Origin of the sequence: Sphingomonas sp. PP-CC-3A-396 (genome assembly GCF_004343105.1) — a bacterium.
In the GTDB taxonomy this organism is placed as follows: Bacteria; Pseudomonadota; Alphaproteobacteria; order Sphingomonadales; family Sphingomonadaceae; genus Sphingomonas.
The window spans coordinates 72,552-93,691 of record NZ_SLYF01000003.1; the positions used below are offsets into that span (position 1 = coordinate 72,552).

A 21,140-nucleotide genomic window follows, 5' to 3' on the forward strand; every position below is an offset into this window, starting at 1 on the left:
TTGCGATGCAACATGAAAAACTTGTCATGTTGAAACTGGTTCCATGATTTTATCCGGTTCGTCCGATGGTTCCAACCCGCTGACATAGCCCGCCGCCATTGTCTCAGCGGCAGGGCGGGGCTATCTGGCGTGCATGAACGACATGACCCCGATGGCTGCGCCGGTCCGCGCGCGCAAGCCCGACTGGATCCGCGTCAAGGCGCCGACCTCCGCTGGCTTCGCAAAGACGCGCGAGTTGATGCGCTCGAAAAGCCTCACCACCGTATGCGAAGAGGCAGCGTGCCCGAACATCGGCGAATGCTGGTCGAAGAAGCATGCGACGGTCATGATCCTCGGCGACACGTGCACGCGGGCGTGCGCGTTCTGCAACGTGAAGACCGGCATGCCGCGCGCGGTCGATCGGATGGAGCCGCAGAACGTCGCCGATGCGGCGGCGCAGATGGGGCTCAACCACATCGTCATCACCTCGGTCGATCGTGACGATCTGCCCGATGGCGGCGCGTCGCAGTTCGTGAAGGTTATCCAGGCGATCCGTGCCTCGAACCCGACCACGACGATCGAGATCCTGACGCCCGACTTCCGCAACAAGGCGCAGGCCGCGATCGAGTCGATCGTCGAGGCGCGCCCCGACGTCTACAACCACAATCTCGAGACCGTCCCGCGGCTCTATCCGACGATTCGCCCGGGCGCGCGCTATTACGCGTCGCTGCGTCTGCTGGAGAGCGTCAAGAAGCACGATCCGTCGATCTTTACCAAGTCGGGCGTGATGCTTGGGCTCGGCGAGGAGCGTCTGGAGATCCATCAGGTGATGGACGACATGCGCTGTGCCGACATCGATTTCCTGACGATGGGGCAGTATCTCCAACCGACGCCCCGCCATGCCAAGGTCGCCGAGTTCGTGCCGCCCAAGGCGTTCGACGCCTATGCCTCGATCGCCCGCGCGAAGGGCTTCCTGCTGGTTGCATCGTCGCCGCTGACCCGGTCGAGCTATCACGCGGGTGACGACTTCGAGCGGTTGCGCGCTAACCGTGACGCCAAGCTGGGCGTCGTGCGCATCTGATGCCGAAGCATTCGGAAACGCGCCATTTGCCCTATACTCCTGAGCAGATGTTCGACCTGGTAGCCGATGTCGGCCGCTATGCCGAGTTCCTGCCCTGGGTCAGCGCGATGCGGGTGCGGTCGAACAGCGAGACCGAGACGCTCGCCGACATGATCGTCGGCTTCAAGGGCCTGCGCGAGACGTTCACGTCGCGCGTGCAGAAGGTCCGGCCGAGCGAACTCAACGTCGATTACGTCGATGGCCCGCTCAAGTATCTGCGCAACGAATGGCATTTCCGACCCGAGCCGCAGGGCTGCGCGGTCGACTTCACCGTCGACTTCGCGTTCAAGAACCGGATGTTCGAGATGATCGCAGGCCAAGTGTTCGGTGCCGCGTTGCGAAAGATGATCGGCGCGTTCGAAACGCGCGCCGCCGAACTCTATGGTGCGGATGCATCCGGCAGCAAGAGTTCGAGCGCCCACAACGCGGCCTGAAGCCGGATCCCGCCTCGGCCGAGATCGCCGAAGTCCTTGCGATCGGCATGGACGTCGGAAGGGTCGCCGCCCTTCTCCGCACGGCCGAACACGACCGTGCCGACCGGCTTCTTGAGCGAACCGCCACCGGGGCCCGCGACGCCGGTGATCGCGACCGCGATGTCGGCGCCGGACTGCTTGAGTGCAGCCTGCGCCATGCTCCACGCCACGGCGATAGAGACCGCGCCGAAAGTCTCGAGAACGTCCGAACTGATCTTCAGCACACCGAGCTTGGCTTCGTTCGAATAGGTGACGAAGCCGACTTCGAACACGTCGGACGATCCGGGAATCTCGGTCAATGCAGCCGCGACGAGGCCGCCGGTGCAGCTTTCGGCGACCGCAACACGGCGGCCGATCGCGCGGTTCTGCTCGACAACCTTACGTGCGGCATCGACCAGTTCGGCGGGAAGGATGGTATCCATCAGCGAGTCTCCACCGGGCACAGCAGCATAGCCACCGCGGCAATATCACCGCTGCGCGACTTCTGGGATTTCAGGTACCGCAACGTCTCGACGACGATGCCCGCCGTGTTGCGCGGTGGCAAGGGCTGGAGCAGTGTCACCATCCGGTCGATCGTCCCGCAATCACGCGTCGCGATCCGCCCGACGATCTGCGGCACCAGCAGCGTCGTCAGCAACGGCCGCGCGAAATCCGAATCGAGCATCGCATCGACTGCGGGATCGCTCAGCTTGACGATCGCGGCGCGCGCCGCGGGCCAGGCCCGGTCGGACTCGATCTGGTAGCGGTCGATCAGCGCGCTCGACTGCGACCGGATCAGGCTGGCGGCGGGAAGCTGTGCCGCGCAGACGCGACCGGTTTCACGCAGAATGTCGGGCATCGCGACGAGTGTGAGCGATTCGGCTTCGGGTCCAGTGATGCAGCGCGGTTGCGCCAGTGCAGGGCTGGCCAAGAGCGCGATCGCAGTGAGTGCGGCGGCGATCTTCACAGCGGCAACCCGGGTACGCGGACCGTCGCGACTGCCTGCGCTGCGATCCCTTCGCCGCGCCCCGTAAAGCCGAGCCGTTCGGTCGTCGTCGCCTTGACGCTGACCCGGTCCGGCGTGAGTCCCAACAGGTCCGCGATCCGCGCGGTCATCGCCGCGCGGTGCGGGCCGATCTTCGGCGCCTCGCACATGAGCGTCAGGTCGACGAAATCGATCCGGCCACGCTTGTCCGCGATCAGCTTGGCCGCGTGCTGGAGGAACTGCGCGGAGTCGGCGCCCTTCCACTGTGGGTCGCTTGGCGGGAAATGCGTGCCGATATCGCCTGCCGCGATCGTCCCGAGCAGCGCGTCGGTCAGCGCGTGGAGCGCGACGTCGGCGTCGCTATGCCCCGACAACCCCTTGTCGTGCGGGATCAGGACGCCGCCGAGCCAAAGTTCTTCGCCGACTTCGAGCCGGTGGACGTCGAAGCCCATCGCGGTGCGGGTTTCGTACGCGACACGCGCTTCGGCGGCCGCGAAATCTTCGGGATGGGTGACTTTATCGAGCATCGCCGAGCCCTGCACCAACGCGACGCCGACGCCAAGCCGTCGCACCATCTGCGCATCGTCAGTCGCCTCTTCGTCGGCAGGCCAGACAGCGTGGGCGGCGCGCAAGGTCTCCACCGCAAACGCCTGGGGAGTTTGCACCCGGTTGAGGTCCGCGCGGGGCACGATGTCACCCAGCAGGCCACTGCCGCGCGCGAGCGTATCGGTCACCGGGAGCACCGGAATCGCCGCGTCCCTAATCTTCAAGGCGGCGACGAGCGAATCGATAACCGCGGCAGGCAGGAAGGGGCGGGCGGCGTCGTGGATCAACACATGCGTTGCACCGCCGACTGCCGCGACCCCGTTCGCGACCGACTCGCGCCGGGTCGCACCACCAATGACGATCGTCGCATCGCGCCCCAATGCGTCGATCGCCATCGCCTGCTGCCCTTCGGCTACGACGACGATCGTCTCGGCAATCGAAGGATGCGCGGCGAACGCGGCGTGCGAATAGGCGATCATCGGTCGCCCACCGATCCGCGCATATTGCTTGGGAACCGATCCCCCGGCGCGCACACCGGTTCCGGCTGCGACGATGATCGCGACGATACGCTGTCCCTGTGTCATCCCCGCGACCTAGCGGTTCGCCCCCGCGCTCGCCAGTCTTGCGAGAAACGGCCAGACAGGGTAGGGCCGTGCCTCTTTTTCAGGCACATTCATGCGTAATCTATCCCCCATCCAGATCGGTCCCGTCCGGATCGAAAGCCCCGTCGTGCTCGCGCCGATGACCGGCGTCACCGACATGCCGTTCCGCACGCTCGTGCGACGCTATGGCTCTGGCCTCAACGTCACCGAGATGGTGGCGAGCCAGGCCGCGATCCGCGAGACCCGCCAGTCGCTCCAGAAGGCGGCGTGGGACCGGCTGGAAGAGCCGGTGTCGATGCAGCTGATCGGCTGCACCCCGTACGAGATGGGCGAGGCCGCCAAGCTCAGTCAGGATCGCGGCGCGGCGATCATCGACATCAACATGGGCTGCCCGGTGCGCAAAGTCGTCAACGGCGACGCGGGCTCGGCGCTGATGCGCGACACCAAGCTCGCCAGCGCGATCATCGAGGCGACGGTCAAGGCGGTCGACGTCCCCGTGACGTTGAAGATGCGGATGGGGTGGTGCCACGACAGCCTCAACGCCCCCGATCTCGCACGGATCGCCGAGGACCTCGGCATCAAGCTGATCACCGTCCATGGCCGCACACGCAACCAGATGTACAAGGGCAGCGCCGACTGGGGCTTCGTCCGCAAGGTCAAGGACGCGGTCAGCGTGCCGGTGATCGTCAACGGCGACATCTGCACCATCGAAGACGCCGAAGCCGCGATGGACCAGTCAGGCGCCGACGGCCTGATGATCGGTCGCGGCAGCTATGGCCGCCCATGGGTACTCGGTCAGGTAATGGAGTGGTTCGCCACCGGCCGCCGCATCGAAGACCCGTCGATCACCGAGCAATATGACGCGATCGCAGGGCATTACGAGGCGATGCTCGAACATTACGGGATCGAGACCGGCGTCAACATGGCGCGCAAGCACATCGGCTGGTACACCAAGGGGCTGCCCGGTTCGGCCGAGTTCCGCAACAAGGTGAACCAGGTGCCAGACCCCAAGCAAGTCAAGGCGATGCTCGCCGAGTTCTACGCGCCCTGGCGTGACCTTGCGGCGGCCTGACACCAGTTCACGCGGACGGCCGGGCTTTGCGGAGCTGTTCGCCGCGCTCCCGGTCGCGGTCGTCGTCGTCGATCCCGACCACCGTGTCGCGCACGCCAATGCGCTCGCCGAACAACTGCTGAACTTGTCCGAGCGGCTGATGATCGGCCAGCCGCTCGACGCGATCATCCCGCCGCCCGACGATCCGCGCAACCGCGATGGCCATGGTCTAGCCGTCTACGACACCGAGATAGCGACCGCGCGCGGCGTGAAGATCCGCGTCGACTTTGCCGAGACTCAGATCGCCGATTATCCTGGCTGGCGCGCCATCACGCTTCATTCCGCCGCAACCTCGCGGCGCCTCGGCCATTCCGCGGACCGCGCGGCCGGCGCGCGCGCGGCGGTCGGTGCGGCCGCAATGCTGGCGCACGAGATCAAGAACCCGCTGTCGGGCATCCGCGGTGCCGCCCAACTGCTCGGCGCCGGTGAATTGACCACGCTGATCGTCACCGAGGTCGACCGCATCGCCGCGCTGATCGACCGGATGCAGGATTTCAGCGACACGCGGCCGCTGCCACTCGCCAGCGAGAACATCTATCCGCTGCTCGGCCATGCCCGCCGGCTCGCGCTCGCCGGGTTCGCACGCGGCATCACGATCGAGGAACGCTTCGATCCCTCGCTTCCGCCAGCCCAGATCAACCGTGACGCGCTGCTCCAGATCATCATAAACCTGCTCAAGAACGCGCGCGAAGCCGTTCGAGACGAACGCGAACCCCGCATCGTCATGACGACCGCCTACCGTCACGGCATTACCGTCAGCGCGGGCCCGGGCAAACCGCGCCTGCCGCTGCCGATCGAGATCTGCGTGTTCGACAATGGGCCGGGCGCGCCCGCCGACATCGCCGATCACCTGTTCGATCCGTTCGTCTCCGGCCGTCGCGAAGGACAGGGGCTCGGTCTTGCGCTGGTCGACAAGCTCACACGCGACATGGGCGGCATCGTCCAATATGCCCGCGAAGGAAATCCCGAGATGACCGTCCTCCGCCTGTTGCTGCCAAGGGCCGCATCGTGAGCACCGTTCTGGTCGTCGACGACGATGCCGCGATCCGCACGGTCGTCGCGCAGGCACTCCGCCGTGCAGGGCATGACGTCACCGTCGCCGACAGTCTGGCGCAACTCGAACGCGCGCTCGCGGCCTCGCTACCCGACGTCCTCGTCACCGACGTCATCCTCCCGGATGGCGACGGCATCGACCACGTCCGCAGCGTTGCCGCGCGCTTCCCCCTTCTGCCGATCATCGTCCTCTCGGCCCAGAACACGCTGACCACCGCGGTCCGCGCGGCCGAAGTCGGCGCCTACGAATACCTCCCCAAGCCGTTCGACCTCGACGTCCTTACGCGTGCGGTCGCCGGTGCGCTTGCCCGTGGCGGCATGGTCAGCGAGGATGCGCTCCACGACGCGGATCGCGCGCTCCCGCTGATCGGGCGCTCGGCGGCGATGCAGGACGTCTATCGGATCATCGCCCGGGTCGTCTCGAACGACCTGACCGTGCTGATCTCGGGCGAATCGGGCACCGGCAAGGAACTCGTCGCGCGCGCGATCCACGATCTGGGGCCACGCAACGCCGCGCCGTTCGTAGCCATCAATATGGCCGCGATCCCGCGCGAACTGATCGAGGCCGAACTGTTCGGTCATGAGCGCGGTGCCTTCACCGGCGCGGCAACGCGCAATGCCGGGCGGTTCGAGCAGGCGTCGGGCGGCACGCTGTTCCTCGACGAGATCGGCGACATGCCGATGGAGGCGCAGACCCGCCTGTTGCGCGTGCTTCAGTCGGGCGAGTTCACCAGCGTGGGCGGGGCAAGGACGATCCGCGTCGACGTCCGTATCGTCGCCGCAACCAATCGCGATCTGGCATCGCAGGTCGCTAATGGCCAGTTCCGCGAAGACCTGTTCTACCGCCTCAACGTCGTGCCGATCGCGCTGCCGGCATTGCGCGAGCGGCGGCAGGACATCGCCTTGCTTGCGCGCCACTTCCTCGACCACGCGGCCCTGCAAGGCCTGCCACGCCGTCAACTCGGCGGCGACGCGCTGACCGAACTCGGCGCACATGATTGGCCGGGCAATGTCCGCGAACTCGAGAACCTGATGCGTCGTCTCGCCGTGCTGGCGCGTGACGAGGTGATCGACGCCGAGGCGATCCGGGCGATGATCGGCACCCAGGCGGCGTCGGGCGAAGCGGTCGAGATCGAGATTGGCCAGGCGGTGCGTGCGATGATCGACCGGATCGCGCGCGAAGACCCCGCATCGCTCGACGATGGCACGCTCTACGACCGCGTGATCGGCGAAGTCGAACGCCCGCTGATCGAGGCGATGCTCGCGCGCCACGGCCAGAATCAGCTTCGCGCGGCGCGCGCGCTCGGGATCAACCGCAACACGCTGCGCAAAAGGCTCGATACGCTCGGCATCCATATCGACAGCGGTGTCGATGCGCAGCGCGGTGACGAGGCGGAACGGCGCTGATCCTGTCATTATGTGGTTTCCTGGCAACGGTTGACGTTGTATCGGGGCAACGATGATCGCTTCCGCGACGCTACCGATGGATGATGACGGGCCCGCGCACCGGTTCGCGGTGACGCCTGCGGTCGAGGCGCTTGTGCTGGGCGTCGCGATCGCGATCGCCGTGGCCAGCTATTTCGTCATCACCGGCTCCGACGCACCGCAGCGTCTGTTGGCCCCGCCGCTCGTCGCGCTGCTGCTCGTCGCCAATCTCGTGCCGGGGATCGCCCTGCTCATGCTGCTGGGGCGGCGCGTGGCGATGCGGCGTGCGGCGCGTTCGCCAGTCGGTGGCGGCGGTCGTCTCCACGTTCGGCTCGTCGCATTGTTCTCGATCGTTGCGGCGGTGCCGATGCTGCTCGTGACGATCTTCGCGTCGCTGCTGTTCCAGTACGGCGTCCAGTTCTGGTATTCCGACCAGGCGCGCGGGATGCTCGAGAACGCGACCGGGCTTGCCCAGTCGTCCTACGCCCGCCAGCTCAACCGATGGCAGGAAGCCACCGTGACGATGGCGAGCGACATGTCCGCCTATCTCCGCGAACGCTCGCTGCAGAGCCCGGATTTTTCCGGTTGGTTCCTCCAACAGGTCTATTTTCGCAGCCTCTCGGAAGCGGCGTTGTTTAAGCTGTCTCCCCAGCAGGGGATCCAGACACTGGCGATCGTCAACCCGTACGAGATCGACTTTACGCGCCGTGTCACGCCCTCGGCGATCGCCGAACTGCGGTCGGGCAAAAGCGCGGTCGTGGCGGTGACGGGTGATCGTATCCAGACGATCACGATGCTGCCGGGATCTGACGAGCTTTTCCTCTATGCGGGCCGCGTCGAGGATACGAAATTACTGTCCGAACAGACCACGCGTGCGAACGATGTGCTGAAGAGTTATCGATCGCTTCTGGCCAGGGCGCGCAGCCTACAACTGCAGTTCAATGCGGCACTGCTGCTGATCTCGTTGTTGATCGTCGGGATTGCGGTGTGGATCGCGCTGGCGGTTGCGGATCGCCTCGTCCGGCCGGTCGGCGAGCTCGTCGACGCCGCGCGCCGGGTGGCAGGCGGCGACCTGACCGCACGCGTGCCCGATCCGCGCAGCCGCGACGAGGTCGGCACGCTCGCCAACGCGTTCAACCAGATGACCGGGCAGCTGGAGGCGCAGAACACCGAACTCGTCACCGCCAATGGCCAGCTCGAAAGCCGCCGCGCGCTGATCGAGGCGGTGATGGCGGGCGTTTCCGCGGGCGTCGTCGCGACCGGACGCGAGCGGACGATCACGATCGCCAATGATTCGGCGACGACGTTGCTTGGCACCGATGCCGGCGGGCTGGTCGGTCGGCGACTGGTCGATGTCGCACCCGAGCTCGACGCGATGCTCGACGGTGGCGACCGCGAGGCGATCGTCGAGGTCGGGCAGGGCGGCGACGTCCGCACGCTGGCGGTGCGGATTGCGCGGCCTGCGACGGGCCCGATCCTGACCTTCGACGACATCACGCAGCAATTGCTCGATCAGCGCCGTGCGGCCTGGTCCGACGTCGCGCGGCGGATCGCGCACGAGATCAAGAACCCGCTGACCCCGATCCAGCTTGCCGCCGAACGCCTGCAACGCCGCTACGGCACAAAGACCGAGATGCAGGACGGCACCTTCTCGCGGCTGACCGACACGATCATCCGTCAGGTCGGCGATCTCCGCCGGATGGTCGACGAGTTCTCGTCGTTCGCACGAATGCCCAAGCCCGTCTTCCGCGAGGAATCGCTGGTCGACGCCGCGCGGCAGGCGCTTTTCCTCCACGAGGTGGCGCACCCCGCAATCGGCTTCCATCTGGTCAACGATGATCCCGGCCTGGCGCTGGTCTGCGACCGTCGCCAGATCGGACAGGCGCTCACGAACCTCGTTAAGAACGCGGTCGAAGCCATTGAGGCAAAGGGTGAACCCGGCGGATCGGTCACCATGACGCTGAGCCAGGATCCGGGCCGCAGCGTGACCATCGCGCTGGCCGACACGGGCATCGGCCTGCCCGTCGATCGCGACCGGATCATGGAGCCCTATGTCACGACACGAGCGCGTGGCACCGGTCTCGGGCTTGCCATCGTCAAGAAGATCATTGAGGAACATTGTGGCACGATCGGGTTCTCCGATCGACCGGGTGGCGGTACACTCGTCACCATGATCTTCGATATCAGAGCGCTGACCGCGCTCGACCAAGGGGGCCTGTATCAAGGGGGGCTCGACGCAAGAGGGCCGCTACCCGAGGGGGCAGGGGATGGCCAACTCGCCACCATGACTCGCAACCGGACATGATTTGATGGCGCTCGATATTCTCGTCGTGGACGACGAACGTGACATTCGCGAACTGGTCGCCGGCGTCTTGGAGGACGAAGGCTATGCGACGCGCGATGCTGGCGACAGCGACAGCGCGCTAGAGGCGATTGCCGCGCGGCGACCATCGCTGGTGCTGCTCGACGTCTGGCTGCAAGGCTCGCGGCTCGACGGGCTAGAATTGCTCGACGAGATCAAGCGGCGCGATCCGTCGATCCCGGTGCTGGTGATCTCGGGCCACGGCAATCTCGACACCGCTGTCGCCGCCATCCGCCGTGGTGCCTCCGACTTCATCGAAAAGCCGTTCGAGGCCGAGCGCCTGTTGCTCATGGTCGCGCGCGCAACCGAGACAGAACGGCTTCGGCGCGAGGTCGCAACACTGCGAGCAACCGTCGGTCGCGAGACCGATCTGACCGGCAGTTCGGGATCGATCAACGGCGTCCGCGCCACGCTGAAGCGCGTCGCCGCGACCGGCAGCCGCGTGCTCATCATGGGCGGGGCAGGGGTCGGCAAGGAAGTCGCCGCCCGGCTGTTGCACGGCTGGAGCCTGCGCACCGACGCGCCGTTCATCGTCGTCAGCGCCGCACGGATGACCCCGGAGCGCGTCGACGAGGAGCTGTTCGGCGTCGAGGAAGCGGGTGATCTCGTTCGTCCCGGCCTGTTCGAGCAGGCACATGGCGGCACGTTGTTCCTCGACGAGATCGCCGACATGCCGATCACCACGCAGGCGAGGATACTGCGCGCGCTGACCGACCAGAGTTTCACACGCGTTGGTGGCACCCGGGTGGTCAAGGTCGACGTCCGTGTCGTCTCGGCGACCGCCCGCGACCTCGTCTTCGAGATCGCCGAGGGGCGGTTTCGCGAGGACCTGTACTACCGTCTCAACGTCGTTCCCGTGACGATCCCGCCGCTGTCCGATCGCCGCGAGGACATCCCCGCGCTGGTCCAGCATTTCATCGCGCATTACGCGTCCGAACGCCGCGTGCCGACGCCCGAGATCGCAGCCGACGCGATGGTCGCGCTGCAATCCTACGACTGGCCCGGTAACGTCCGCCAGCTGCGCAACGTCGTCGAGCGGACGATCATCCTCGCACCGGGCGACCGGATCGGCCGGATCGACATCGACCTGTTGCCCGCCGAAGTGCTCGGCGATCAGGGCGACATGGGGGCGGCGGGCGGCACCGCGATCATGGGATCGCCGCTGCGGGAAGCACGGGAGACGTTCGAACGCGAATATCTCCGCGTCCAGATCCGGCGCTTCTCGGGCAACATCTCGCGCACGGCGAGCTTCATCGGCATGGAGCGATCGGCGCTCCACCGCAAACTCAAGCTGCTCGGGATCACCGAAACACGCGACGAATAAGGCGCCGCAATTTCGCCGCCCTCTGGAACTATTGGGGTGGCGATCATAGATCATATCCGGTGCCCGGTAACCGGGCGCATCTCCGACGCTGGGAAACAGCGCCTTGCGGGCAAAGTCCCGCCAAAAACAAAGGGTTATCCCATTGGCCGATAAACCAGGCTCGCTTCAGGACCTCTTCCTGAACGCACTCCGGCGCTCCAAGACGCCGGTCACGATGTTCCTCGTCAAGGGTGTGAAGCTCCAGGGCATCGTCACATGGTTCGATAATTTTTCCGTGCTGCTCCGCCGCGATGGCCAGTCGCAGCTGATCTACAAGCATGCGATCTCGACGATCATGCCCGCCGGACCGATGGACGTGTCGGCGATCGTAGACGCGGTCGGAGAGAACCAGAAGAAGCATCCGTTGTTGCAGGACATTTTCCTCAACGCGGTGCGCAAGTCCGAAGACAGCGTGACGATGTTCCTGATCAACGGCGTCATGCTGCAGGGCCAGATCGCCGGCTTCGACCTGTTCTGCATGCTGCTCCAGCGTGAGGGCATGGCACAGCTCGTCTACAAGCACGCGGTCTCGACGATCCAGCCGGCGCGCCCGCTGAACCTCGGCGAGGAGCCCACCGATACGGATGACGAAGATGACGCGGACCATGACGATTGAGTAGCGGGTTCGAACGCGATCGGGACGAGTTCGCCCGTGGCACGCGTGCGATCGTTGTGTTGCCCGACCAAGGTGACGCATCGCGCGACGTTGATGCTCGCCTGGAGGAGACCGCTGGTCTCGCCGCGGCGATCGGCGTCGAAGTGGTCGAGCGAATCGCCTACCGCGTTCGCCAGCCCAAGCCGGCGACGTTGATCGGCAGCGGGCAGGTCGAACTGCTCGCGACGCAGGTGCGGATGGAAGAGGCGGGGCTCGTCGTGTTCGACGCGAGTCTCAGCCCGGTCCAGCAGCGCAATCTCGAAAAGGCGCTCGAGACCAAAGTCATCGATCGCACCGGGCTGATCCTCGAGATCTTCGGCGAGCGCGCGGCGACCGCCGAGGGGCGCTTGCAGGTCGAACTGGCGCATCTCGATTATCAGGCGGGCCGGCTGGTCCGCAGTTGGACCCACCTCGAACGCCAGCGCGGTGGCTTCGGCTTCCTCGGCGGTCCGGGCGAGACCCAGATCGAAGCGGATCGCCGCCTGATCCGCGACCGGATGGCCCGGTTGAAGCGCGAATTGGAGCAGGTCAGCCGCACCCGTGGGCTTCACCGCGAGCGGCGCCAGCGTGCGCCGTGGCCAGTGATCGCGCTGGTCGGCTATACCAATGCGGGTAAGTCGACGCTCTTCAACCGGCTCACCGGCGCCGACGTGATGGCAGAGGATCTGCTGTTCGCCACGCTCGACCCGACGTTGCGGCAGATCCAGTTGCCCGGCATCGACAAGGCGATTCTCTCCGACACGGTGGGGTTCGTCTCGGACCTGCCGACGCAACTGGTCGCCGCGTTCAAGGCGACGCTCGAGGAGGTGGTCTCCGCCGATCTGCTCGTCCATATTCGTGACATCGCGCATCCCGATACCGAGGCGCAGCGCACCGACGTCGAGACCGTGCTGGCCGAGATCGGCGTGGACGAGAACACGCCGCGGTTCGAGGTTTGGAACAAGCTCGACCTGCTCGATGCCGATACGCATGACGAGATCGCCGGCCAAGCCGCGCACCGCGACGACGTCGTCGCCATCTCGGCGCTGAGCGGGGAAGGGGTGGATGAGTTGATCCACCAGGTCGCCGCCAAGCTGACCGGTGCACATCGTCGCTACAGCATCACGCTCGATGCGACCGACGGGGCGGGGGCGGCATGGCTGCATGCGCACGGTGAGGTGCTTGGCAGCTTGGACGACGAACTCGAGACGACTTACGACGTGCGGCTGTCGGAAACCGACTACGACCGGTTCATCCGCCGCGACGCTTGACCGCCTGCCACAGGGCTTCCTTCTGATCGAGTGTCATGGCGGCGAAAGCATCGCCGCCATCGGCCTCGATCGCCCGGAACCGGGCCTCGAACTTCGCATTGCCGGCGCGTAAGGCCGCCTCCGGATCGACGCCCAGATGCCGCGCCCAGTTCGTAACCGCGAACAACAGGTCGCCGATCTCTTCTGCCACCGTATCTGAACCAGCCTCGCGAACCTCTTCGATTTCCTCGACGATCTTTGCGATAGGCCCCTCCACATCGGGCCAGTCGAACCCAATACGGGCGGCACGCTTCTGGAGTTTCTCGGCGCGCGACAAGGCGGGCAGGCCGATCGCGACTCCGGCCAAGGCGCTGGGATCGGACTTCTCCGCACGCTCAGCCGCCTTGATCGTTTCCCATCCCGGCGAGGTCGCGGCATCGCCGAAGATATGCGGATGGCGGCGCTCCATCTTGTCGCTAATCGCGGCGACGACATCGGCCAATGTGAACGCGCCCGATTCCTCGGCGATGCGGCTGTGGAACACGACCTGGAGCAACAGGTCGCCAAGTTCGTCCTTGAGATCGGCAGGATCGTCGCGCGCGATCGCATCGGCGACCTCATACGCTTCCTCGATCGTGTACGGCGCGATGGTCGACCAGGTCTGGACGCGGTCCCACGCGCAACCGTCGACCGGATCGCGCAACCGCGCCATGATGGACACCAACCGTTCGATCATCGAAATCATCTGCCTGTCATCAACCTATCGTATCGCCATAGCGCGCGACATCACCAAAGCGCGACGCTCATTGCGCTGCTGACAGGCAATTGGTGGCCGGGGATCACGAACGCTCTGTATCCGGTATCAATCTCACCATCTCTGCAAGATCGATAATATATATTATGTTAAATCAGTTATCGTATTTGGCGGGTGAAGCCCTTGCTCGTCCCGGCATATGCGTCGGAAAAGCAACCTAGCGCACTCTCGTGTCACTGTCGCAAGCTCGGCGCGCATGGCATGAGCGACGTATGATTGACGATAGCCTTCTGCGCGTTTCGGGTCTTGCAAAGTCGGTGCCCGGTGGTCGCGAGCTGTTCCGCAATCTCGACCTGGTCGCCCAGCGTGGCCAGTTGATCGCGATCGTCGGCGAGAGCGGCGTGGGAAAATCTACGCTGCTCAATATCCTCGCCGGTCTCGACCGCGCCGATGCCGGGCATGTCGTGGTCGAGGGCGTCGATCTCGGATCGCTCGATGAAGCCGCGTTGACCCGTCTCCGTGCGACGCGGGTCGGCTTCGTGTTCCAGGCGTTTCACGTCCTACCGTATCTGACGCTGCGTCATAACGTCGCTTTGCCGCTCGCGCTCGTGTCCGCCGATCGCAAGGCGCTCGCCGCGCGCGCCGACGATATGCTCGATCGCGTCGGTCTCGGCGCTCGCGGCGACGGCTATGCGCGCGATCTGTCGGGTGGCGAATTGCAGCGCGTAGCGATCGCTCGCGCCTTCGTGCATCGCCCCGCAATCATCCTCGCCGACGAGCCGACCGGCAATCTCGATCCCGATACCGCGGCAAGTGTTCTCGACCTGTTCTCAACGGCAGTCCGCGAGGACGGGGCCGCGGCGATCATCGTCACGCATTCCGAAGCCGCCGCGGCGATTGCGGACGTCGTCCTGACACTGACCGCGACGGGTCTGGAACGGCGGCCGTGAGCTTGGTGTCGGCGCGGCTTGCGCTAGGTTGGTTGATCGGCGGGGAATGGCGTGCGCACCCTGCCCGGCTTGCCCTCACCGCGGTTGCGATCGCGATTGGCGTGGCGCTCGGATTCGCGGTCCATCTGGTCAACGGGTCGGCGCTGACGTCGTTCGAAGGCGCGCTGCGGACCGTAAATGGCAGCGCGGACGTCCAGGTCAACGCGACCACACCGCTGGGCTTTGACGAGGCGCTGTACGCCAGGGTCTCGACTGCGTCCGGCGTCGCCGATGCAAGTCCGGTCGTCGTGCTACGCGCCACGGTCGGCAAGACGCGCTTCACGCTGCTGGGTCTCGACGTGATCCGCGCGGCACAGGTTACGCCGTCGCTGGTCGGCATCGCGCCCGCCGGGATCGACCGTCGCACCGATGCCGCGTTCGACGACCGGGCGCTGTTCCTCTCGTCGGCGGCGATGCGCGCGATCGGCACCAAGCCGGGCGACAGGCTGACCGTCGCCGCGAACGGCTGGGCCACGCCGTTGCGCATCGCCGGTGCCCTTCCCGGCGTCGCGGAAGGCCAGGCGATCGGCGTCGTCGACATCGCCACTGCCCAGTGGCGGTTCGGCAGGCTGGGCCGGCTGGACCGGATCGACGTCAAGCAGGCAGATGGGGCGTCGACAGCCGCGCTCGCCACGATCCTGCCGCGCGACGCGACGATCGGGACCAGCGCGAGCGATGCCTCGCGCAGCGACGCGCTGTCGCGTGCCTATCGCGTCAATCTCGACATGCTCGCGCTCGTCGCATTGCTGACTGGCGGCTTTCTGGTGTTCTCCGCGCAGTCGCTGTCGGTCGCGCGCCGGCTGCGGGCCTTTGCACTGATCCGCACGCTTGGCCTGCCACGCAACGGGATCGTCGCCACCGTCGCGCTCGAAGGTCTTGCGATCGGCGTGATCGGGTCGAGCCTTGGACTGCTGCTCGGTTATGCGCTCGCCTATGCCGCACTGACCCGGTTCGGTGGCGATCTCGGCGCGGGCTATTTCGCCGATGGCAGCGTCCGTCTAACCTTCGCCCCAGCCGCTGCGGTCGGGTTCTTTTCGCTCGGCCTGCTCGCAGCGGTCGCGGGCAGCGTCCTCCCGGCGCGCATCGCCGCCCGTGCCGCGCCTGCCGCCGCGCTGCGCAATGCGGGCGACGTGATCGATCCGCGCACGCCGGTACCCTGGATCCCTGCCGCGGTCCTGATCGCGGTCGGCGGCGTCGCGGCGCTGCTTCCGGCGATCGGCGGACTGCCACTGTTCGGGTTTGCGAGCATGGCGCTGATCCTTGCGGGCGGCATCGCCGGCATGCCCTGGCTCGCGCGGACGTTGCTGAGCCCCCTCGCCCGCCGCCCGGACCGCAACGTCGCAACGGGCCTCGCGATCCGTCATCTTCACGGCGCCCCCGGCCAGGCCGCCACCGCGCTGTGCGGGATCGTCGCCAGTACCGCGCTGATGATCGCGATGGCGGTAATGGTCACCAGCTTCCGCGGCGCGGTCGACGAATGGCTCGGCCAGATCCTGTCGGACGACCTGTATCTGCGGGTCGAGGGTGGCAACGGCTATGACCCCGCCGCGCAGGCGGTCCTCCGCGCGACGCCCGGCGTGGCCCGCATCGCGTTCAGCCGTCAGGTGCCGCTCACGCTTCGCGCCGATCGTCCGCCCGTGACTCTGATCGCCCGTCCGGTCGCTGACGGCGAGGATCCGACGCTGGTATTGCTCGACAAGGCCGAGCGTCTCCCCGCCGGCACGACACCGATCTGGCTCTCCGAACCTGCCGCCCGGCTTTATGGCTGGAAGGTCGGCGCACCCGTCACGTTGCCGCTCGCCGGTCGCTATGCGGTCGCCGGCATTTGGCGCGACTATGCCCGACAGCAGGGAGCAATCGTCATCCGCGACACCGACTATGCGAAGGTGACGGGCGACCTTACCCGCACCGAGGCGGCGATCACGCTTCGCCCCGCCGCCAACGCCCGCGAAGTCCAACGCGCGCTCGCCGCCCGCTCCCCTCGCGCGCTCGCCAGCCTGATCTCGATCGCCCAACCGGCGACATTGCGCCGCTACGCGCTCGAGCTGTTCGACCGCAGCTTCGCCGTCACCTATCTGCTCGAGGCAGTCGCGATCCTCGTCGGGCTGGCCGGGGTCGCAGCGACGATGTCCGCGCAGACCATCGCCCGTACGCGCGAGTTCGGCATGCTCCGCCACATCGGCGTCTCGAAACGCCAGATCATCGCGATGCTGGCGAGCGAAGGCGCGCTGCTCGGGCTGGTCGGCGGCATCGCCGGGATCGCGCTCGGCGGCATCATGGCGCAGGTGCTGGTTCACGTCATCAATCCGCAGTCGTTCAACTGGACGATGGCGACGCGGGTGCCCTGGGGCATTGTCGCCAGCGTCGCAGGCGCGCTGGTCATTGCCGCCGCGGGAACCGCCACGCTCGCCGGACGCCGCGCGATTGCCGCCGACGCGGTCCGCATGGTTAGGGAGGATTGGTGATGCGCCGCTCGGTCAAATACGTTCTCACCGTCGCCGCGCTCGCGCTGACCGCCGCGATGCCTGCCGCGACCGACTATCCCGTCGTCCGCCCCGGCGCGCGCTTCGTCTTCCCGCGCGAGCACGGCGCCCACCCCGCATTCCGTACCGAATGGTGGTACGTCACCGGCTTGCTCAAGACCCGCGAAGGCCGTGATCTCGGCTTCCAGATCACCTTCTTCCGCACCACACCCAAAACCGACGCCGCCAACCCCAGCCGGTTCGCGCCGAAGCAGATTCTGTTCGCGCATGCCGCCTTGTCGGACCCGAACATCGGCCACCTGCTCCATGGCGAACGTGCCGCGCGCGCCGGCTTCGGTCTTGCCCAAGCCCGGATCGGCGACACCGACGTGACCTTGCGCGACTGGCGGATCCGCCGCCTCCCCGACGGTCGCTTCGTCACCAATGTCGCGACGCCCGACTTCGCGCTCGCGCTGACCCTCACTCCACGCCAATCCCCGCTGCTCGAAGGCCAGGATGGCTACAGCCAGAAGGGCCCCCGCCCTGGGCAGGCGAGCTATTATTACTCGGTCCCTCACCTCGCCGTCACGGGGAGCCTCACCCACGACAGGAAGGCGCAGCCGGTCACCGGCCAGGCGTGGCTCGATCGCGAATGGTCGTCGGATTATCTCGGCGGCGGTGCGGTCGGCTGGGACTGGACGGGGCTGAACCTCGACGATGGCGGCGCGCTGATGGCGTTCCGGATCCGAGGGGCTGGCGGCAAACAGGTCTGGGCGGGCGGCTCGCTCCGTCGTGCAGACGGCCGCGTCATCCGATTCGCGCCCGGCGACGTGCGTTTCGATCCGCTCAGGCAGTGGCGCTCACCGCGCACCGGCGCGCTCTACCCCGTCACGCAACGGCTCAGCATCCGCCTGCCCGAAGGCGTCCGCCGGTTCGACCTGACCCCGCTGTTCGCCGATCAGGAACTCGACGCGCGCCGCAGCGGGATGCCGGTCTATTGGGAGGGCGCCGTCCGCACCGCCGGCGGCAGCGGCTATCTCGAGCTGACCGGATACGCGGATCCGCTCAGGATGTGATCGCCGCGCGGCTCGGTCAGGAACAGGGCGAACGCCGCCACCGCCAGCCCGCCGCCGACTGCCATCGTCGCGGTCCAGCCACCATGATACAGGCTGAACGACGCCAGCATCGATCCCGCCGCCCCGCCGAGGAACACGACGGTCATGTAGATCGCATTGATCCGCCCGCGCGCCTCGGGCGCGATCGAATAGATCACGCGCTGGCCGAGCACCTGGTTCAACTGCGTTGCGGCATCGAGCAACACCGCCGCGAGCGCCAGCACGATCAGCATGTGCGCCGCACCCGCCCAGCCCGCGACCAGGCAGGCGACGATCGCACTCCCCAGCGCGATCCCGGTCCCCATCCGGATATAGCCGCGGTCCCCCAGCCGCCCGGCGATCGGCGCGGTCAGCGCACCGCCCGCCCCAGCCAGCGCAAACAGCGCGATGCCGACCTGTCCCAGTCCAAACTGGCTCGCGAGGACCAGCGGCACCGCGGTCCAGAACAGGTTGAAGATCGCGAACATCGTCGCCTGATACGCCGTCCGCCGCTGGATCGCCGGCGTCCGCGCGAGCAGCCGGAAGCTCGACGCAAGGATCTGGCCATAGCCGAGACCCGGGCTCGGTCGCCGCTCGGGCAGCATCTTGGCCAGCAACAGCGCGAGTGCGACCATCGCCACCGCCGACACGGCAAAGATCGCGCGCCATCCGGCGACCGACGCGAGCCCGCTCGCCAGCGGCCGTGCCAGCATGATCCCGGTGATCAGCCCCGCCATGATGTTGCCGATCACCTGGCCGCGCTTGGCATCTGGGGCCAGATGCGCGGCGAGCGGCACCATGATCTGCGCACCGACCGAACAGAAGCCGGTAACGAACGAGAACAGCAGGAAACTCATCGCGCCGGTCGAGAACACCACGCCAATCAGGCCGACCGTCGTCCCGGCGACCATCATAAGGATCAGTCGGCGATTTTCCGCCAGATCGGCGAGCGACACGATCAGCAGCAGACCCGCGCCATAGCCGAGCTGCGTCAGCGTCACGATCAGCCCGGCGGTGCTGCCGTGAAGCCCTAGCGCCGGCGCGATCTCGCCGATCAACGCCTGTGCGTAATAGAGGTTGGCCACCATCATGCCGCACGCGATCGCAAACACGGTGGTCAAAGCGGGCGTCATTCCGGAGGAAGTCTCGGGCGTCTTGCTGTCGGTATCCGTCATTGCGGTCGCGTTTACGGAAATGCCGTCGCCCGCGCCAGCGTAGCATCTGGAAACCTGTCGCGACCCTCGCTAGGCCGATCCGCATGGATACCGATATCGCCATCGCCCGCAGCGTCGCGCTGCGCCCCATCGCCACCATCGCGGACGGCCTCGGCATCCCCGACGCGGCGATAGAGCCTTACGGCCGCTTCAAGGCAAAGATCGCGCTCGACTGGCTCGAAACGCGGAAGTCGGGCGCCAAGGGCCGGCTGATCCTCGTCACGGCGATCAACCCGACCCCGGCCGGCGAAGGCAAGACGACGACCTCAATCGGTCTCGCTGACGCGCTGCGCCACACCGGGCGCAAAGCGGTTCTCGCGCTCCGCGAACCCTCGCTCGGGCCGTGCTTCGGCACCAAGGGCGGCGCCACCGGTGGCGGCCGCGCGCAGGTCGCGCCGATGGAGGACATCAACCTCCACTTCACCGGCGATTTTCACGCCATCACCGCGGCGCACAACCTGCTCGCGGCGATGATCGACAACCACATCCACTGGGGCAACGCGCTCCAGATCGACGTCCGCCGCGTGGTCTGGCGCCGCGTCCTCGACATGAACGACCGCGCATTGCGCGACATCGTCCAGTCGATCGGCGGCGTCGCCAACGGCTATCCGCGCGAATCGGGCTTCGACATCACCGTCGCGTCCGAAGTGATGGCGATCCTGTGCCTCGCCGATGACCTCGCCGACATGGAACGCCGGCTCGGCGATATCGTCGTCGCCTATACCCGCGACCGCAAGCCGATCACCGCGCGCGACCTGAAGGCTGACGGCGCGATGGCGGTGCTGCTGGCCGAGGCGATCAAACCCAATCTCGTCCAGTCGCTGGAGGGGACCCCCGCGTTCCTCCACGGTGGCCCGTTCGCCAACATCGCGCATGGCTGCAACTCGGTGATCGCCACGCGCGCGGCATTGTCCTTGGGTGATTACGTCGTCACCGAAGCCGGCTTCGGCGCGGACCTGGGCGCAGAAAAGTTCTTCGACATCAAGTGCCGCCAGGCGGGTCTCGCCCCCGACGCGGTCGTGATCGTCGCGACTGCGCGCGCGCTGAAGATGAATGGCGGCGTCGCGAAGGCAGACTTGGCGCACGAGAATGTCGAGGCGGTCCGCAAGGGCGCGGTCAACCTCGTCCGCCACATCGAGAACATCCGCCAGTTCGGCGTCCCCGCGATCGTCGCGATCAACCATTTCTACACCGACAGCGACGCGGAGATCGCCGCGATCGTCGAGGCTGCAGCCCAGCACGGCTCCCGCGCGATCCTCTGTCGGCATTGGGCCGACGGCGGTGCGGGCGCAGTCGAACTGGCCGATGCGGTCGCCGAGATCTGCGAGACGCATGGCGGCGGGTTCGCGCCGATCTATGGCGACGAACTGTCGCTGTTCGACAAGATCGACACCGTCGCACGGCGCATTTATCGCGCGGAGCATGCGGTGGCTGAGCCGAGCGTACTGGCGCAACTCAAGCGCTGGGAGGATGCGGGCTACGGCCACTTGCCCGTGTGCCTTGCCAAGACCCAGTACAGCTTCTCGACCGACCCGGCGCTGCTGGGCGCCCCAACCGGCCACATTGTTCCGGTCCGCGAAGTCCGCCTCGCCGCGGGTGCGGGGTTCGTCGTCGCGATCTGCGGCGAGATCATGACGATGCCGGGCCTGCCGCGCGTGCCAGCGGCGGAGGCGATCCACCTGAACGCCGAAGGGCTGATCGAGGGGCTTTTCTAAGGCCCCAGATGATACCCTCACCTCCGTCAT

18 protein-coding genes are annotated in these 21,140 nt (G+C 66.8%); 13 read left to right on the plus strand and 5 right to left on the minus strand.

Annotation, left to right across the window (positions count from 1 at the left end; genetic code table 11):
- The first annotated feature begins 133 nt into the window (after positions 1-133).
- Both lipA and C8J40_RS06680 read left to right on the plus strand, forming a co-directional pair.
- Positions 134-1,060 carry a lipoyl synthase gene (gene lipA / locus C8J40_RS06675; RefSeq protein ID WP_132896342.1) on the plus strand — a complete coding sequence of 309 codons (927 nt, stop codon included), beginning with the start codon at positions 134-136 and terminating at the stop codon, positions 1,058-1,060.
- Entirely contained in the window at positions 1,060-1,533 is a 474-nt protein-coding gene (locus C8J40_RS06680) for a type II toxin-antitoxin system RatA family toxin (protein WP_132896343.1), read from the plus strand. Before lipA ends, C8J40_RS06680 begins: the two co-directional genes overlap by 1 nt.
- Here the strand turns inward: C8J40_RS06680 and C8J40_RS06685 are convergent.
- The 3 genes from C8J40_RS06685 to C8J40_RS06695 are packed head-to-tail and all read right to left on the minus strand — an operon-like array spanning position 1,479 to position 3,666.
- Positions 1,479-1,994 (minus strand): CinA family protein, encoded by a 516-nt coding sequence (locus C8J40_RS06685; RefSeq protein WP_132896344.1) that lies wholly within the window; start codon positions 1,992-1,994, stop codon positions 1,479-1,481. The genes C8J40_RS06680 and C8J40_RS06685 overlap by 55 nt on opposite strands.
- The gene (locus C8J40_RS06690) at positions 1,994-2,518 is read right to left on the minus strand and encodes a hypothetical protein (protein ID WP_132896345.1); all 525 of its coding nucleotides are present in this window, start codon (positions 2,516-2,518) and stop codon (positions 1,994-1,996) included. Before C8J40_RS06690 ends, C8J40_RS06685 begins: the two co-directional genes overlap by 1 nt.
- On the minus strand, positions 2,515-3,666 hold the full coding sequence (locus C8J40_RS06695; protein WP_132896346.1) for a bifunctional 2-C-methyl-D-erythritol 4-phosphate cytidylyltransferase/2-C-methyl-D-erythritol 2,4-cyclodiphosphate synthase: 1,152 nt from the start codon (positions 3,664-3,666) through the stop codon (positions 2,515-2,517). The genes C8J40_RS06690 and C8J40_RS06695 overlap by 4 nt, the downstream gene beginning before the upstream one ends.
- A gap of 91 nt (positions 3,667-3,757) precedes the next feature.
- Between C8J40_RS06695 and dusB the strand changes: the two genes are divergently transcribed.
- The 7 genes from dusB (at position 3,758) to hflX (ending at position 12,903) form a co-directional block, all read left to right on the plus strand.
- The gene (gene dusB, locus C8J40_RS06700; RefSeq protein WP_132896347.1) at positions 3,758-4,756 is read left to right on the plus strand and encodes a tRNA dihydrouridine synthase DusB; all 999 of its coding nucleotides are present in this window, start codon (positions 3,758-3,760) and stop codon (positions 4,754-4,756) included.
- Entirely contained in the window at positions 4,737-5,807 is a 1,071-nt protein-coding gene (locus tag C8J40_RS06705) for an ATP-binding protein (protein ID WP_132896348.1), read from the plus strand. Before dusB ends, C8J40_RS06705 begins: the two co-directional genes overlap by 20 nt.
- Positions 5,804-7,255, plus strand: coding sequence for a nitrogen regulation protein NR(I) (gene ntrC / locus C8J40_RS06710; protein ID WP_132896349.1), 1,452 nt, complete (start codon positions 5,804-5,806; stop codon positions 7,253-7,255). Before C8J40_RS06705 ends, ntrC begins: the two co-directional genes overlap by 4 nt.
- 52 nt (positions 7,256-7,307) lie before the next feature.
- Positions 7,308-9,578: an ATP-binding protein gene (locus C8J40_RS06715; protein ID WP_132896350.1), complete on the plus strand. Its 2,271-nt coding sequence runs from the start codon at positions 7,308-7,310 to the stop codon at positions 9,576-9,578.
- Between the two features lie 4 nt (positions 9,579-9,582).
- Positions 9,583-10,959, plus strand: coding sequence for a sigma-54 dependent transcriptional regulator (locus C8J40_RS06720; RefSeq protein ID WP_132734059.1), 1,377 nt, complete (start codon positions 9,583-9,585; stop codon positions 10,957-10,959).
- A gap of 103 nt (positions 10,960-11,062) precedes the next feature.
- On the plus strand, positions 11,063-11,614 hold the full coding sequence (gene hfq / locus C8J40_RS06725; RefSeq protein WP_132896351.1) for an RNA chaperone Hfq: 552 nt from the start codon (positions 11,063-11,065) through the stop codon (positions 11,612-11,614).
- Entirely contained in the window at positions 11,611-12,903 is a 1,293-nt protein-coding gene (hflX, locus tag C8J40_RS06730; protein WP_132896352.1) for a GTPase HflX, read from the plus strand. Before hfq ends, hflX begins: the two co-directional genes overlap by 4 nt.
- On the opposite strand, the gene mazG is transcribed toward hflX, so the two are convergent.
- Positions 12,884-13,618, minus strand: coding sequence for a nucleoside triphosphate pyrophosphohydrolase (mazG, locus tag C8J40_RS06735; protein WP_132896628.1), 735 nt, complete (start codon positions 13,616-13,618; stop codon positions 12,884-12,886). The two genes, hflX and mazG, sit on opposite strands and share 20 nt — an antisense overlap.
- Positions 13,619-13,908: 290 nt before the next feature.
- Here mazG and C8J40_RS06740 point away from each other — a divergent pair, with 290 nt between their 5' ends.
- From C8J40_RS06740 to C8J40_RS06750, 3 genes are read left to right on the plus strand one after another with little or no spacing between them, the layout of a single operon-like run.
- A complete protein-coding gene (locus C8J40_RS06740) occupies positions 13,909-14,586 on the plus strand; it encodes an ABC transporter ATP-binding protein (RefSeq protein ID WP_132896353.1) in 678 nt (225 codons plus the stop codon).
- Entirely contained in the window at positions 14,583-17,090 is a 2,508-nt protein-coding gene (locus tag C8J40_RS06745) for an FtsX-like permease family protein (RefSeq protein ID WP_132896354.1), read from the plus strand. The genes C8J40_RS06740 and C8J40_RS06745 overlap by 4 nt, the downstream gene beginning before the upstream one ends.
- Complete coding sequence (locus C8J40_RS06750; protein WP_132896355.1) at positions 17,090-18,163, plus strand: carotenoid 1,2-hydratase; 1,074 nt, start codon at positions 17,090-17,092, stop codon at positions 18,161-18,163. The genes C8J40_RS06745 and C8J40_RS06750 overlap by 1 nt, the downstream gene beginning before the upstream one ends.
- Here C8J40_RS06750 and C8J40_RS06755 read toward each other — a convergent pair.
- Positions 18,121-19,356 (minus strand): MFS transporter, encoded by a 1,236-nt coding sequence (locus C8J40_RS06755; protein ID WP_132896356.1) that lies wholly within the window; start codon positions 19,354-19,356, stop codon positions 18,121-18,123. The two genes, C8J40_RS06750 and C8J40_RS06755, sit on opposite strands and share 43 nt — an antisense overlap.
- Before the next feature lie 83 nt (positions 19,357-19,439).
- Between C8J40_RS06755 and C8J40_RS06760 the strand changes: the two genes are divergently transcribed.
- Positions 19,440-21,110 carry a formate--tetrahydrofolate ligase gene (locus tag C8J40_RS06760; RefSeq protein WP_132896357.1) on the plus strand — a complete coding sequence of 557 codons (1,671 nt, stop codon included), beginning with the start codon at positions 19,440-19,442 and terminating at the stop codon, positions 21,108-21,110.
- Positions 21,111-21,140: the final 30 nt, after the last annotated feature.